The 14,785-nt window shown below is 61.7% G+C and carries 18 protein-coding genes and 1 tRNA gene; 11 read left to right on the top strand and 8 right to left on the bottom strand.

What is annotated here, in order from left to right; all coding sequences use genetic code 11:
* The first annotated feature begins 2 nt into the window (after positions 1-2).
* From ACZM8Y_RS09505 to ACZM8Y_RS09465, 9 genes are all read left to right on the top strand, one after another.
* Complete coding sequence (locus tag ACZM8Y_RS09505; RefSeq protein ID WP_482333387.1) at positions 3-473, top strand: hypothetical protein; 471 nt, start codon at positions 3-5, stop codon at positions 471-473.
* Positions 473-1,258, top strand: a complete 786-nt coding sequence (locus ACZM8Y_RS09500; RefSeq protein WP_482333385.1) for a hypothetical protein — start codon at positions 473-475, stop codon at positions 1,256-1,258. Before ACZM8Y_RS09505 ends, ACZM8Y_RS09500 begins: the two co-directional genes overlap by 1 nt.
* Before the next feature lie 91 nt (positions 1,259-1,349).
* Positions 1,350-2,072, top strand: coding sequence for a hypothetical protein (locus ACZM8Y_RS09495; protein WP_482333384.1), 723 nt, complete (start codon positions 1,350-1,352; stop codon positions 2,070-2,072).
* Between the two features lie 23 nt (positions 2,073-2,095).
* Positions 2,096-2,728 (top strand): DUF4376 domain-containing protein, encoded by a 633-nt coding sequence (locus ACZM8Y_RS09490; protein ID WP_482333382.1) that lies wholly within the window; start codon positions 2,096-2,098, stop codon positions 2,726-2,728.
* Between the two features lie 6 nt (positions 2,729-2,734).
* Complete coding sequence (locus tag ACZM8Y_RS09485) at positions 2,735-2,968, top strand: pseudouridine synthase (RefSeq protein WP_482333380.1); 234 nt, start codon at positions 2,735-2,737, stop codon at positions 2,966-2,968.
* A gap of 308 nt (positions 2,969-3,276) precedes the next feature.
* A complete protein-coding gene (locus ACZM8Y_RS09480) occupies positions 3,277-3,639 on the top strand; it encodes a hypothetical protein (RefSeq protein ID WP_482333378.1) in 363 nt (120 codons plus the stop codon).
* A 135-nt stretch (positions 3,640-3,774) separates the two neighbouring features.
* A complete protein-coding gene (locus tag ACZM8Y_RS09475; protein WP_278657515.1) occupies positions 3,775-4,053 on the top strand; it encodes a hypothetical protein in 279 nt (92 codons plus the stop codon).
* Between the two features lie 149 nt (positions 4,054-4,202).
* Complete coding sequence (locus ACZM8Y_RS09470) at positions 4,203-5,165, top strand: amidoligase family protein (RefSeq protein WP_482333376.1); 963 nt, start codon at positions 4,203-4,205, stop codon at positions 5,163-5,165.
* A 7-nt stretch (positions 5,166-5,172) separates the two neighbouring features.
* On the top strand, positions 5,173-5,400 hold the full coding sequence (locus ACZM8Y_RS09465) for a hypothetical protein (RefSeq protein ID WP_482333374.1): 228 nt from the start codon (positions 5,173-5,175) through the stop codon (positions 5,398-5,400).
* Between the two features lie 44 nt (positions 5,401-5,444).
* Here ACZM8Y_RS09465 and ACZM8Y_RS09460 read toward each other — a convergent pair whose 3' ends face one another.
* On the bottom strand, positions 5,445-5,960 hold the full coding sequence (locus ACZM8Y_RS09460) for a helix-turn-helix domain-containing protein (RefSeq protein ID WP_482333372.1): 516 nt from the start codon (positions 5,958-5,960) through the stop codon (positions 5,445-5,447).
* Between the two features lie 405 nt (positions 5,961-6,365).
* Here ACZM8Y_RS09460 and ACZM8Y_RS09455 point away from each other — a divergent pair, with 405 nt between their 5' ends.
* Together ACZM8Y_RS09455 and ACZM8Y_RS09450 are read left to right on the top strand one after the other, a co-directional pair.
* Positions 6,366-6,842, top strand: a complete 477-nt coding sequence (locus ACZM8Y_RS09455; RefSeq protein ID WP_482333370.1) for a phage regulatory CII family protein — start codon at positions 6,366-6,368, stop codon at positions 6,840-6,842.
* Between the two features lie 141 nt (positions 6,843-6,983).
* A complete protein-coding gene (locus tag ACZM8Y_RS09450; RefSeq protein ID WP_482333368.1) occupies positions 6,984-7,235 on the top strand; it encodes a hypothetical protein in 252 nt (83 codons plus the stop codon).
* Here ACZM8Y_RS09450 and ACZM8Y_RS09445 read toward each other — a convergent pair.
* The 7 genes from ACZM8Y_RS09445 to ACZM8Y_RS09415 form a co-directional block, all read right to left on the bottom strand.
* The gene (locus ACZM8Y_RS09445) at positions 7,213-8,547 is read right to left on the bottom strand and encodes a tyrosine-type recombinase/integrase (protein ID WP_482333366.1); all 1,335 of its coding nucleotides are present in this window, start codon (positions 8,545-8,547) and stop codon (positions 7,213-7,215) included. The genes ACZM8Y_RS09450 and ACZM8Y_RS09445 overlap by 23 nt on opposite strands.
* 440 nt (positions 8,548-8,987) lie before the next feature.
* Positions 8,988-9,064 (bottom strand) — tRNA-Met (locus tag ACZM8Y_RS09440).
* Positions 9,065-9,215: 151 nt separating this feature from the next.
* Positions 9,216-9,704 (bottom strand): EutP/PduV family microcompartment system protein, encoded by a 489-nt coding sequence (locus ACZM8Y_RS09435; protein WP_009380665.1) that lies wholly within the window; start codon positions 9,702-9,704, stop codon positions 9,216-9,218.
* Positions 9,705-9,950: 246 nt separating this feature from the next.
* Positions 9,951-10,292 carry an ethanolamine utilization microcompartment protein EutS gene (gene eutS / locus ACZM8Y_RS09430; RefSeq protein ID WP_009380668.1) on the bottom strand — a complete coding sequence of 114 codons (342 nt, stop codon included), beginning with the start codon at positions 10,290-10,292 and terminating at the stop codon, positions 9,951-9,953.
* 45 nt (positions 10,293-10,337) lie between these two features.
* Positions 10,338-11,321 (bottom strand): ethanolamine ammonia-lyase subunit EutC, encoded by a 984-nt coding sequence (eutC, locus tag ACZM8Y_RS09425; protein WP_009380669.1) that lies wholly within the window; start codon positions 11,319-11,321, stop codon positions 10,338-10,340.
* Between the two features lie 32 nt (positions 11,322-11,353).
* Positions 11,354-12,838, bottom strand: a complete 1,485-nt coding sequence (locus ACZM8Y_RS09420) for an ethanolamine ammonia-lyase subunit EutB (protein ID WP_482334715.1) — start codon at positions 12,836-12,838, stop codon at positions 11,354-11,356.
* A 602-nt stretch (positions 12,839-13,440) separates the two neighbouring features.
* Positions 13,441-14,670: an iron-containing alcohol dehydrogenase gene (locus tag ACZM8Y_RS09415; protein WP_005027546.1), complete on the bottom strand. Its 1,230-nt coding sequence runs from the start codon at positions 14,668-14,670 to the stop codon at positions 13,441-13,443.
* Positions 14,671-14,785: the final 115 nt, after the last annotated feature.

Below are 14,785 nucleotides of genomic sequence, written 5' to 3'. Positions count from 1 at the left end.
CCATGATTGATGAAAAGACAACGTACCTGAAACTCCCGCTGCCGCACCCGGACAACCTCCTCGAGGACGACGTGCTGCGGCTGCGCGAGACCTTGCAGGGCCTCGACGCCAACGCCAAAACGCAGGACGACGCCCTCAAGGCGCAGTCCGACGGCCTGCAGGGCGTGGAAGAGGAGCTGCAGCAACAGAAGCAGGACCTGCGGGACCTGCTCGCGGCGGCCGTCGTGTCGGCATTCTCCCCTGCGGGCTCACGCACAAGCGCCATCGCCAAGGGCACGAACTACACGGTCCCCGCCTATACCGTGGGGAACAAGCGGCTGCGGGTCTACCTGTGCGGCCTGCGCTGCGAGGCCGGGGCCGATGCCGCCGTACACCAGTATCAGGAAGTGGGGGCAGCCGGGGCAGCCTCGACCGTCATCCGCTGGCACGACGCGATCCCCACGGACTACGATATCCTTGTGGAGGTGAGCTGATGGCCAACCCCATGCTCATGCGCGCGCTCGACGAAGTGCGCCGCTTTCTGATGCCCAGCCGGGGCATCATCATGTGGTCGGGAACGGCTGCGGACATCCCCACGGGCTGGGCGCTGTGCGACGGCACTGGCGGCACGCCCGACCTGACCGACCGTTTCATCCTCGGAGCGGGAAAAACCTACCAGCCCGGCGCAAACGGCGGCGCGGCAACGGCTACCCCCAGCGTCGCCGCCGGAAACGCCCAAACGGGAATCGGCCTCGCTACCGCCGCTCCCGGCGGGACTGCCGGGAACGCCGGGACCGGAATCGGCATATGGAACGCTGCCCTCAATATCTGGACCGGGGCAGCAGGAACCGGAATCGGCATTCAGGGCACGACGCTGGATGGGAATACCCTTCCCAACCATCCCCATTCCGTTTGGGGCGTAACCAATACGACTCGCCAAGGGTATTGCCAGAATGTCCATACAGGTCTTGTTGGACGCTATCAGGACGATGCCAGAGAACGCGGATGGGTAGGCGTCGGCCATGATGGCCAGTATTTGGTTGGCGCTCAAGGCGCTTCGTGGGGACACGCCCACGGTGTCTATGACCCCGGCCATGCCCACGGCGTCGGCTCATCCGAGCACAGCCACGGCATCACCGACAACGGCCATACGCACGCGGTCACGACCGCCGCGCATGGGCACACCGTCACCGACGGCGGGCACACCCACACACTCACGGCACAAGCCATGAGCACCCTGCCTCCCTACTACGCCCTGTGCTTCATCATGAAACTGTAAAAGGAAATACCCATGAGAGAGAGAGAGAGAGAGAGAGAGAGAGAGAGAGAGAGACGGTTCCTAGCTTGGCGGGCCGTTGGGGGGTGCGCTGATGGCACTCCCGCAGCTCCTGAACCGGCTTGAGGAAGTCGTCCCTACGGGCTTCATCGGCATGTGGTCCGGCTCCGCAAGCACCATCCCCACGGGGTGGGCGCTGTGCGACGGCACCAACGGCACCCCCAACCTGACCGACCGTTTCATCCTCGGGGCGGGAAAAGCCTATCAGCCCGGCGCAACCGGCGGCACGGCAACGGCTACCCCCAGCGTCGCCGCCGGAAGCGCCCAGACGGGAATCGGCCTCGGCACCGCCGCACCCGGCGGGACTGCCGGGAACGCCAAGGCGGGCATAGCCATCTGGAACTGCGCACTGAACATCTGGACCGGGGCCGCTGGAACCGGAATCGGCATTCAGGGTTCGACGCTGGATGGGAACACCTTGGCATGGCACAACCATGCCGTCAGATATCAAGCACATGCCCATAGCGGCGGAGGCATTGGCGGCGTCTGTAATGACGCGCCCGATACATGGACCTACTCTGAATATACGGGCAACAGCTGGGCACATGCCCACGGCGTTTACGATCCCGGCCACGCCCACGCGGTTGGTTCGTCGGAACATGGCCACGGCCTCACCGACAACGGCCATACGCACGCGGTCACGACCGCCGCGCACGGGCACACCGTCACCGATGGCGGACACACTCACGCGGTCACGGCGCAAGCCATGAGCACCCTGCCTCCCTACTACGCCTTGTGCTTCATCATGAAACTCTAGCCAGACTAGAAAGGATATTCTCCATGAAACAGCATGTCATCGTCGTCCCATCCGACCGTCTCATCATCGTTGATGGCACCCCACTGCAGTTTGACTTCCCCGTCCCTGAAAATCTGCACGCCATCCAGTGGCATAATGGTACGGGCGAAATGGAATGGAGGGATGATATCAACCACCCCTTGACCCTTGCCGATTATGCGGAAGATGTCGCTCCATTTGTGGAACTGTGGGAAGCGGAAAAGGCCCGGCTTGAGGATGAGGCCGCGACAGCCGAGGCCGCCCGCCTTGCCGAATACAACAGCGTTGAAGCCACCAGGGGCAGGAAACAGGAGGAGCTGGCCAATGCCTTTACAAAGGCGACCGCCACGGCCCATCTGACCTGTTCACTGGGCTTCGACATCGACGCCAATGATGCGGCTAACCGCAATGTCTCCGGGCTTGTCACGCTTATGGAAGCCGAAGGCGCGCCGGAGAGCCTGCAGTTCTGTGACTACAACAATGAAATCCACACGGTCACACTGGCGGACCTGCGCGTCATGCAACAGGAAATTATCGCGAACGGCTCCGCACTTTATGCCCGCAAATGGGCTCTCAGGGATGCAATCAATATTGCCGCTACGGCTGAGGAGCTGAACGCCATCACAATCTCTTTCTAGCACAGCATGAACTACTGGAAAAACCTGCTCATCGCTGTTGACCAGCTCGTCAATGCGCTCATCGGCGGCTGGCCGGACGAAACACTGTCCAGCCGAGCCTACCGTATGGCGGCAGACGGGAACCCGTGGCCGATGTACGCCATCGACGGGCTGGCCAACCTGTTTGGTGATGAGAACCACTGTGAAACGTCATTCAAATCCGAAAGGCTGCGCCTGCAGGCACCGCCTGAAACGAGGTAACCCCACGAGAGACGGAGTCTCCGATCCCGGCCACGCCGTCGGCTCGAACGTGCATGGCCACGACCGCCGCACACGGACACGCCGTCACCGATGACGGGCATACCACACGCTTACGGCTCAGGCCCTCAGCACCCTGCCGCCTTACTACGCCTTGTGCTTCATCATGAAGCTGTAACCGGGCGTATCCCACGAATACAAAAAAACGAATAATATCAGTAAGAAAAGACTTGCAATCATCTGAGGAAAGAGCGAACACACAGTCACGGGAAGAGGTTATCCAATAAAATCAACATATAGGAGAACATACCATGCTGACTGTGTACTTCATCACCGGCTCGCAGAATACCGTCGCCACGTCGCTCATGAAGGGACTTCTTCAGCTCCGGTTCCCGGAGATGACTCTGCTGCTGCAGACCGCCAGTGAGCGGGAAGCGATCTATGAGATGAAGGCCCGCTGCGAGCAGGCTGACGTCGTCATGCTGGTCGGTAACCCTGACCCCATCGATCAATTCTGTCTTGGCGTTGCCGAGTCCATGAGCTGCAAACTGCTCTGCGCGGGCCTGCCTGCGGACAAGATATACCGGGCACTCTGGCAGACAGTGGACACGGTTATCCCGGAAGACCACGACGTCGCCGCAGAGACCATCCGGCAGCTTGAGGCGTGGATGTAATAAAAGGGCTCCCTTTGGGGAGCCCCTTTTCAAATAAAATCGAATAAATACGAGACAAAATGCTTGCAATCCATCCCTGAAAGGGGGATCACGTACCCACAGGAATAAATAAAACAAACAATATCGAGGTATTAAATGTTTGACATAGCTGATGCCCTGAAGAATTTCTGCGCAGAACATGACGGCCAAATGAACTTTTATCCCGGTTATTCCGGACGTGGCATGTATGGCAAGAAATGCCCCGCCATAGTTGTGAATGACGATGCTCAACCCTTCGATATCGCGCTCGCGTTGGCCGGTTTTTTAGGCGAAACAGAAGAAGTTGATCCTTACACCATTCACGAGTTTTTGGGAGGAAGCCAGATGGACTCTATGGGGCTCGGCTATGTCCTCTACTTCCCGGATGCAAGCTGACGGAATAAGGCCCGCGTGGACGTTGATGTCCGGGCGGGCCTTATAAAAAAACAATAAAATCAGCAACAAAAGACTTGCAATCAACCTCGCAAAGAGCGAACACACAACCACGGCGAGAGTGTAACGCTAGTAAAAACAAGGGGTTAAAAATGAATCGTAAGTTCGGCATTGAAATGGAAATCGTGGGTATCGACCGTCAGACCGCGCTCCGTGCGCTCCGCGCCATCAGCATCTCTGTCCAAAACGAAGACTATAATCATAACACGCGTGGTCATTGGAAGCTGGTCAGCGATTCCAGCGTGCATGGCGGGTTCGAAGTCGTCAGCCCCGTTCTGCACGGCGAGGCTGGCCTTGAGGAGGCGCGTGCGGTGGCTACCGCGCTGGATGACGCAGGAGCGACGGCAAACCGCAGCTGCGGACTCCATGTCCATTTCGACGCCCGAGACCTGACCGCTGGCGACATCCACACCATCGTGCGCCGCTATGCCAGACACGAAGCCGAAATTGACGCATTCATGCCGCAAAGCCGCAGGGGCAGCACCAACACATACTGCCGTTCGGTATCAGATTTTCTCGATGCCCGCTTCGAAAGCGCCGGAACCATCGAAGAAATGGTCCGCGCACAGTCTGGCCGCTATTTCAAGGTGAATTTGCAGTCTTTTCCCAGATATGGCACCGTTGAATTTAGGCAGCATTCTGGAACCGTAAGTGCCGCGAAGGTAACGAGCTGGGTGCGTTTCCTTGGGGAATTCATTGAAGCCTGCAAGACTCCGAACTCTCCGGCAGCAGCTCCGGTCATCGAATGCCCCGGACTGCGTGGGGTACAGGCCGAGCTTGCTGGCATGTTTACGGAAAGCCGGGTTGTAATGCTGGATGCGATGTGCGAACGCTTTGGCTGGCTGCCTCATACCGGACGAGCTGCGATTACCCGGCTGCGCCGTGTCGGACTGCAGATTTCTCCGATCACTGTTGACGGCCGTCCCGCCTATCGCCTTGACAGCGGACTCGCCAATCGTCCCGCTCCGCAGACCGAATCACTCTGGACCGGGATCAGCGAAGGTGTCGTCCGTTTTTACCGCAACCGCACCGCCGTCCTCGCGGCTGTCGTCTAGGAGAACCATGCGATTCAAAACAATGGATGGAATGTTGCTGGAGGCCGAGGGCTTCCAGCAACTGGCGGAGGCACTCTGGAAGTCCACCTTTGATCCCGATCCGACCATCGAAGAATGGATGCGCGGCTCGGCAAAACGGGCAGCGATGTATAACGGCAGCGTGATCAGGACTGAAAGCCCCACTGCCCATGTCGAGGATCTGATACAGGCAGGCTTTATAACCCAATGTCAATAGCAGGACAGGTCGGAGCAATCCGGCCTGTTCTGTTTTTGAGATATTCAATTCTTACTGGTAAAGCTCTCTAATATGCCACCCTGCGGCACACCACGCACAGCGCCAGCGGATTCCACATCTCCTCTGTCCAACCCCTGCTCACTCTGCTTGGCCACCAGTTCACTCAATTTCGCGTTTGCCCTGCCCATCTCGGTGTTGGCTTCATGAGCCGCGAGCAGCCGCTCCTTCAGGGCTGCATTTTCCCGCTCAAGTTCCGCTACCCGGCTTCTCAGACGCTCTGCCTCAGCAGAATCATTCAGGTTCGCAGCACTCTCTTCTGAATCAAAAGGCTCCCCTATTCCCGTTACCAGCCACCTGTATGAGAGGCCCAGCTTGTCATGAAGTTTGGACAGGTCTTCAGCACTCGGCCATTGTCCAGCCTCCCATTTCTGTGTTTTACCAGATGAAATACCAAGATATCTTGATAAACCACGACGGGATATGCCGTTCTCGACCGACTGGGGATGCGCGAGAAAAATATTCCAAACGATCTTGTATTGTTCAGACCAATCTTGTTCCATTTTTACAGCATCCAGAATTAAAAATGTTTGACCTAAACTCTTTTTAGTTCTACATGATCACTAAAGATACACAGCAATAGGCAGTCGAAGCATCTTGGGAGTAAAAAACATGCAATTGGTTGCAAACGTAACACAATCTCCACTCACGAGGCAAGAACGGCTCTCCCTGTTTCTGCGAAGGAATGGCAAAAGTATCGCTCAGATAGCAATCGAAATGAATATATCTCGAAGCGGTCTAAGCAAGCTCCTCATCGCGGATATGGCCTCTCCGGAACGTGTGAACCAACTTCTTGAAATGGGTTTTCCTAAAGACTTGTTGCCGGAACCAGTGGCAAGAAAGCGCGGGCGGAAACCGCGAATTCAACCTGAATCTTTTTGAACCGCAACTCAACGGAGTGAAAGAGCATGAGAGGCACTTGCGGCTTTCCCTCACTGCGCCAGAGCGTGCACGCCAGCGTGCTTGGCTGCGACACGCTGGACGGCAAGGGCATCGCGGAGCGGCTGGGGCTCAACTACCAGACGTTCATGTCGAGCGTTTCGGGGCAGCCCAAGCACAAGCTCGACGTGGACTGGCTCCTCCCCATCATGGCCACGACCGGCTCGATGGAGCCGCTGCAGTTCATGGCGCGAGAGATGGGCGGCGTCTTCGTCAAAGTAAAGCCCTGCACGGGAACCGGCGATCTCATGGATACGCTCATCAGCAGCGTCAAAGAGTTCGGCGAGTATGCGGCGGAGTGCGCCGAGGATATCAGGGACGGACGCCTGCCCCGCGACCAGCACGACCGCATCCTCAAGGAAGGGCAGGAGGCGTTGGCCTCCATCGCCTCCATGATGCAGCTGGTGCGCGCCGTGCATACGGAACAGTATGGAGGGGGACAATGAACTGGACGCTTGCGATGCTGGTGGTCGGGTTCGTTTTCGGGTTTGTTTTTTTGAGGCCGTAAACGGCTGGGGGGACGCCGCCACGCGACGGCGTCCCCCAGAGACCATTCCCGCCCGCACCGGGCGGAGGGAGGAGCAACTATGGCAGAACATATAGAATCCAGCGTGTTGAGCTATCTCATTCCGCTCTACCCGCCCCTGATTGCCCGCAAGGCGGTCAAGTGGTTCACCGGGGGCGGGTTGAGCCCCAAGACGCTGGCCAACGACGACAAGCTCGGCAGAGGCCCCCGCCAGCGGCGGCTCATCGGGGAACAGGTTTACTACCCCCGGGAAGCCTTCGTCGCCTATCTCGAAAACAAGGGCGTAACGGTCATTGATGTCCCCGAAATGTAACCGCACGTTCCAGCGTGATCCGGGCCAGCGCCTTTTCGCGCTTGGCCCGGTCGCACAGGTGCAGGTAGCCTTCCGTTACCGCGACGCTGGAATGGCCGAGCAATTCCTTGAGGGTGTAGATGTCGACCCCGGACTCCAGCATCCGGGTGGCGAAGGTGTGCCGCAGGGTATGCCAGACCACCCGGTTGCGCGGGTCCGTCACGCCGCTGTTCAGGCCCAGCGTCTCGGCCATGCGGTTCATGGCCCGGCCCAGAGCTGTGCCGTCGCGCACGCCGCCGTCCCGTCCGGGGAACAGGTAGGGGGAGTCGCCCCGGGCATGGCGGCGGAGCACGTCGCGGGCCTCGGGAAAGAGGTATCCGGCATGGACGATGCGCGTGCGGCCGCTTTTGGTCAGCCCGAAATCGGAACCCGACAGGATGCGGAGCGTGCCCCGTTCCGTGTCCACATCCTCCCGGCGCAGGCGGATCAGCTCCCCGGACCGGACACCCGTGTCCAGCGAGAGCAGTATCATGTCGCGCAGCTCCGCCGCAAACGTCTTGTGCTGCCCCTCGTAGGCGAGGAGCCGCTCTATTTCGGCGTCCGTCAGGATGCGCAGCCTGCGGGCGTCGCTCACGGGGACGCGCACGCCGCGCCCCCTGCGGCTCAGGATGGCGGGATTCTTCCCGACGTACAGCATCCTCTCGGGCATGTCCGGGTGGGGCGTCTCCAAGGCGTAATTGTAGACCTCACGGACGGTTTTGAGGCAGTGCAGCACGGTTTGCGGGCTGAGGCGGGCGTCCGGGTCATTCTGGCCGCGGCCCCTCTCCGGGCGCTTGGCTTCAAGCAGCGCTTTAAGTTCGTTCACGGTGGCTGGCGTAATGTCGGCCGCCCGCTTTTCCCCCAGCTCGGGGAGGATATGCCTGTCCAGAATGCGGGCGACGCCTGCCCCGCTCCGGCGGTTGGCGGCTGCCCACTCCCGATAGAACCCGGCAAGCTCGCCAAAGGTGAGCTCCTTCAGGCCCTCCAAGGCGGATTGCCGGGCGGCCTCGGCCTTTGCCCCCGCCGCCATCTCGCGCTTCTCCTTCAGCGTCTGGGGACGCAGGCCGAGCTTGGCATTGTGCTGCAGCTCCACGAGCAGCGCGTGGGCCATGTCGGCCGTCCAGCCCTCGGAAGTCCAGCCGAGCGTCTCGACGAGGCGCTTTCCCCCGGCCCGGTGGCGGATGGCCCAGAACCGATCTGGCTTGCGCGCGATTTTGCGTGTAGGATGTTCCCTGTAGATGACCCCCGGCTTGCCGGGATGCGTCAGCCACGTCCGCTTGGATTCGTCGCTCATATGGTTGCCCGTTGGTTGCCCGCTGTACGGATGTTTATGGGATTCCCTATCCTAGGCTTAGAGCGGATAAACATACAAGCACAATCTGTTATGGTGTTGATGGGTTTCCTATCCGCACCCCGCCAATGTTCTTCTAAGCTGCGGGCCGTGGGTTCGATTCCTCCCTGGCGCACCAAGTAAAAAAATAAGGAGTTACGCTTAACAGCGTAACTCCTTTTCTTATGCTGTGCTGCCACTATGTTACCAAATAGATTTTTACCTCAATCAACCGCCCCGTAAAATCCCCAAGCCGGAATGTAACGCGACACAAATTTTTGCGCACAACAACACACAAATTTGTGTCGCATACACTGTAAGCTTTTCGGAACCTCCCGCACAGCGGGTGGTTTTCTTTCTATACAAAAAGGCTTACGATGAAAATCGTAAGCCTTTGAACTTTCTGGTTGCGGGGGCAGGATTTGAACCTACGGCCTTCGGGTTATGAGCCCGACGAGCTACCGTGCTGCTCCACCCCGCGTCATGTGGAAAGAGTACTACGCTTACCATGCGGGGATGGCAAGCTTTTTTTCGGCCCGTGGCAAAAAAATCCCGCCCCGCTGCCGTCCGTCCAGCCCAGCCTCCTTCGAGAGCCTTTTCAACCTGCCTTCCTTACAAGGCTTTCCTCCAGATCAGGCGCCTTTCCCGGTTCCGGCGCACGGGACGAGATGGTTCTCTTCAAGCCAGCGGCGCAGCGGCTCCAGCGTTTCGGGCCGGAATGCCGACACCGTGAAGAACGGCCCCCGCAGGCCCATGCGCTCCAGCCCCCGCTCGGCGCGCGGGATGTCCGCGTCGGGATGGTCGGTTTTACTGATGATCCCGGCGATGAGGAGGTTCGGCACGGTTTGCAGCAGCCCCGGAGGGACATGGGCGGGCTCCGCCGTGGCGGACTGCACATACAGGATGGCCCGCACATCCTCAGCCGCCACAAGGAACGCCGTGCGGCGCTGCGGGTAGGTGATGTACTCGCCGGGCAGGTCTACCATCAGATCTTTATGGAATACGGGCGATTGCGTCTTGATGACCCGCCTTTCGGAACCGGGCTCCAGAAGCGCGGCGCAGAGCGTGCTCTTCCCGGCCTCGGGCGGCCCGGCAAGCAGGCATTTCCAGCGTTTGGGCATGATTTCCTCCGTAGCGGCCTTCTCCCTTCAGCATCGGCGTAAGGCCGCCCTCCAGCGGCCTCAGCGCGCCGGGCCCGCAGATAAGCGAGCCACCCCGCTTCCGGATTGGAAACGGCATGGCATCCCCCACCCCGGAAGGCGGGAGGGCACCCAGCGTATCGCTATGCTGGCATCGCCCCGCCCGACCCCACTCCGGAACGGGCGCGGGCCCCCGCACTGCCCGGCCCGGTGCCGCGCCCCCCGGCGTCAGTGCCGGGTGACGGGGCAAATGGTGAATTGCAGCAGCCGTTTGAGCATATCGTTAACCTGCGTGAGGGCCTGCTCCACCGCGCCCACGGAACCGTACAGGATCAGCGTGCCGGAAAAGCGGTCGAGGAAGGCCACGTTCACGTCCGCCGAACGCACCGCCATATCCCCGGCGATGATCGCCGTCTCGCCCGGCGTCAGGGTGAGGATGCCGATGGCGTCCACGTCGGGAATCCCGGCCTTTTCGCAGATTTCCGGTGCGGGGTGCGCGATGAGGTGCGCCACCGTCACCTGTTTCCCCGGCACATAGGCGCGCGTCCCGGTATTCGTCTCATTGGGCATGGGCTTCCCCCTTTCCCGTCCCGGCATCCCGGCCCGCTGACGGCGTCATGCGCCCGCGTCCCCGGCCTGACGCCTGTTCAGCCTGATGCCGCTGGCCTTCCAATGCAGCATGTCCCGGACAAGATCCACAATGACGGCTGCTGCTTCCACAGGCGGCGTCCCTTCCCGGTGGATGTTCGAAAGCACCGAGCGGTCGGATTCGAGCGTGTCCGCCGTGGGGCGGTAGACCGCATAGCAGCTCATGCTTTCCGACTGCCCGAGCCCCGGCCTCTCGCCCACGAGCATGACCACCACGTCGCAGCCCACGGCCTCGCCGATGCGGTCTTCGGCCTTCACCCTGCCGTGCCGCAGGAACAGCGGGGCCCCGGCCCGGATGCCAGCCTGCTTGAGCCCGTTCAAGAGCGGAGGCAGGATTTCCTCATAGTTGGCGAGCAGCGCATCCGTGCTCAGGCCGTCCGAAAGCACGATCACCACCTGCGGGGCGTCGGCATAGCGGCGCTTCAGCTCCCGCAGCGACTCCTCGGACAGCAGTCGCCCGAGGTCGGGCCGCGTGAGGTAGGTATCCTTGTCCTCCGCCAGCGTGGAAACGCTCCACAGGCCATGCCCGCTGATCCATTCTTCAGGTACTTCTTTAAAGACCGTCCCCTTCGAGCGGGCATGATCCGCAAGGAAACGCAGGTAGGCCCGCGTCGGGGGCCGCGTCCCCACAGTCCCGGTGGCGATGCGCGCCCCGGTGTGTGAAACGAAATCATCAATGACGTCACGCCGATGGGGTGAAGCGATGAAACACCCCCGGCGGAATTCCGGCCCCGCCAGATCGGGGAGCGTACCGCCCCCGTCCCGGCCTTCGTCCTGAGCCGTGGGCATCCCGGTATGCGCCGCTTCCGGCTTGCCTCCCCGCCCGGCGGACGGGACAACGCCAGTCCCGGTTTCCCCGTGACCGACCGGACGATCCGCCCCGGCCGGAGCGCCTTCCCTCAGCGCGGCGAGCACTTCCGCCGCGATACGCTCTACATCCTGTTCCCGCATGTCCTTTCCTTACGAATGGGCGACGCCGCGCCTTAAAAGAGGAATGAGGCGTCCCCGGCCCGCGCCGTGAGCATACCGTTTTCCATGATGCCGTGCCGCTCCAGCCATTGCTCGAACTCCGGCGCGGGCCGCAGGTTGAGCAGCTGGCGGGCCGTGGCGATGTCGTGGAACGAATTCGTCTGATAGTTCAGCATGATGTCATCCCCCATCGGCAGGGAGATGATGAAATTGACCCCGGCGACGGCCAGCAGGAGCATCAGGTTCTCGTTGGAATTCTGGTCAGTGTCGGCGTGGTTCGTGTAGCAGCAGTCGCAGCCCATCGGCAGGCCGTGCAGCTTGCCCATGAAGTGATCCTCAAGGGCGGCGCGGATGATCTGCTGATGGTTATACAGATATTCCGGGCCGATGAAGCCGACCACTGTGTTGACCATGAACGGCTGGTAGCGGCGGGCCAGCCCGTAACAGCGGGCCTCCATCGTCACCTGATCGCAGCCGTAATGCGCATCCGCCGACAGCGCGGAACCCTGCCCCGTCTCGAAGTACATGACGTTGGGCCCGGCGGCCTGGCAGTAATGCCCGGCGAGGTCATACGCCTCGTCAAGCAGCCCCACGCTCACGCCGAACTCGCCGAGCCCCTTCTCGCTCCCGGAGATGCTCTGGAAAATCATGCTCGCGTTGGCCCCCTGCCGGATGGCCTCCATCTGGGTGGTCACGTGCGCGAGTACGCAGTTTTGTGCGGGTATCCGGTGCCGCTCGATGACCTCCCACAAGGCGTTGAGCATGGCCTTGGTGTTTTCCACGGTATCCGTCACCGGGTTGATGCCGATGACCGCATCGCCCGCGCCGTAGGACAGCCCCTCATAAACCTGTGCCACAATGGAGGAAACGTCATCCCGCGTGTCGTTGGGCTGGAGGCGCGAGGAGAACCGCCCCGGCAGGCCCACGGTGTTGTTGGAGCGCACCACCACGGGCATCTTCTTCGCCGCGCAGATGAGGTCGGCGTTGGACATGATCTTGGACACGGCGGCGGCCATTTCGGAGGTGAGGCCCTTGCGGACGCGCTCGATGTCGGCGGCGGACGTGCGCCCGTCCAGCAGGAATTCCCGGAACTCCGCGACGGTCCAGTTCCTGATGCTCCCGTAAACCGGCGTGTGCACGGCGTCCTGAATGACCCGGGTGATGGCGTCGTCCTCGTAGGGGACCACGGGGTTTTCGCGCAGGTCGCCGAGGGTCAGCTCGCTGAGCACCTGCTTGGCGGCGACCCGTTCCCGCATGGACGAGGCGGCGACGCCCGCCAGCACGTCTCCGGAGCGCAACTCCCCGGCCTTGTTCAGGACTTCCTTGATCGAACCGAATGCATACGTTGTCCCGAAGAGGACGGTCTTCAGCTTCACGGCTGCTCCACGAAAAAAAGCGTTGTCCGGGGGCGGCACGCCGGGAATGGCGGCGACCCGGAAGGGGATGGACGGCCTCCCGCCGCGCGCCGTCGGATGCGGCGGCCTTCGGGAAGCGGACATATGCGGAGGCAAGCGGCCCCAGCCGGGCTGGGCGGACCCGCCCGAGGGGGCCGCCCCTGCCCGAAGGTTCCCTTGCGGGGCGGGCCACTCTCCACCCCGCAAGGCTGCCGGGCCTGCGCCACACGGGAATGGGCTCCGGGCATATTCCCAAAATTCAAAGCCTATCGGACGCCCCGACGGGGAAGGGGTTCCAGTCCCAGCCGCCACGCGGGGGACGGCTGCAAAGAGCCGCCGGGACGCCCTCAGCGCGAATACAGCCACCGCCCCACGCGGGGAACGGCTGCAAACCCACCTTCCCCGCCTTCTCGGGCAAGCCCGCCGCCCACGCGGGGGACGGGCAGCCCGCTGGTTCCCATTGGAGGGGGACCGCCGTCCGCACAGAAACGGGGCCGGGAGCGCCGGAGGCATCCGCTGGAATCAGGCCCCGCCGCCCGTGCGGGGAGCGGCCCAGAGATCGGTGTGCGGCTCCCGCGCTTTGCCGGTTTCCGCCGTCCGAGCGGGAAGCGTCCTCTGGCCGAAGGAAGCCGCCTGTCCCGCAGGCGACCCCCGCCGTCCGCGCGGGGAGCGGCACCCCGCGCGGCTTCCCGGAAAGGGAACGGCGGCTACTTGTAGGACTGCATCAGGATTTCGACCACGTCCGCTTCCGTGACGGTGTAGCGGTCGCACTCGAACCCGACTTCGGCGGCGGCGATATGGGCCACCTTGGGCAGGTCGTCCTTGTTGATGTTGAAGTCGGACATGGCGAGCTTGTCCATGCCGGTACGCTCCATGAGCTTGGCAAGGGCGGTCACGAAGGCGTAGCCGGGCTTGGCGGGGTCGGCCTTTTCGCCCATGATTTCACCGATGGCGTCGAATTCCGTGGGCAGCAGCGAGCAGACCTTCTTGTAGTAGGCGTCGGCGATGAGCAGCAGGGACGCGCCGTGCGGCACGTTGGGGAAGAACCCGCCGAGGGCCTGCGCGATGATGTGGTGGGAGGTGGTGCACACGAGGGACTGCGTGAACCCGCACAGGATATTCGCGGCGTAGGAGATGTTGCTGCGGGATTCGAGGTTCGAGCCGTCCTCGGAGACGATGGGCAGGTGCTTGGCGACCTTTTCGATGGCGTCGACGGCGAAAAGCTCGGTGAGGCGGTTCTCGTTGCCGTTGTTCACGTAGCATTCGGAAGCGTGGAACAGCGCGTCGAAGCCTTGGAACAGGGTCAGCTTGTGCGGCAGGGTGAGCATCAGCTCTGGGTCGATGATGGAAATGGCGGGGAAGATCTCGTCGAGCGTGAAGTCGAGCTTTTCGTTGGTTTCCTCATTGGTCACAACGGCATAGGGGTCGGCTTCGGTGCCCGTCCCGGCGGTGGTGGAGATCGCCACCACGGGGAACGCGCCGGAAACCGGCTTGCGCCCGCCGCTTCCGGCGGAGGCGTAATCCCACAGGTCGCCGGGGTTGGCCATCATGATGGAGGCGGCCTTGGCGGTGTCGATGCTGCTGCCGCCGCCGAGCCCGATCACGAAGTCACAGCCGCTTTCCTTGGCGAGCGCGGCGGCCGCCATGACGCCGGTGCGGGTCGGGTTGGGGGTGACTTTGTCGAACACGGCCACGGACACGCCGTTCTGTCCGAGCAGTTCGATCACGCGCTGCTGGATGCCGAGCTTTTCCATGAGCTTGTCTTCGGTGACGCACAAGAGGGCCTTCTTGCCGGGCAGGGAAAGGGTGGCGAGTTCCTTCAGGCGGCCCGCGCCGAAGACGATCCGGGTGGGGATGAAATAGTCGATGCGCTTCATCATGGCTTTGTGCTCCGTATAAGGTTTGGCGTTTTCAGAGGCGTAGCGCCTTGTTCTCATGCCCTTTCAGTGAGCAATAACGGTGCCAAACTCCTATCCGTTCAAATTGCTTATCTCTTTTCACAAAGCCCTGTTTGTCCGCTCAAAGCATCTGTAGCGGAGCACGCGGAACCTG

This window comes from Bilophila sp., assembly GCF_057864385.1.
Note: the sequence above shows the minus strand (reverse complement) of the source record. Positions and strands in the feature narration are given on the sequence as shown.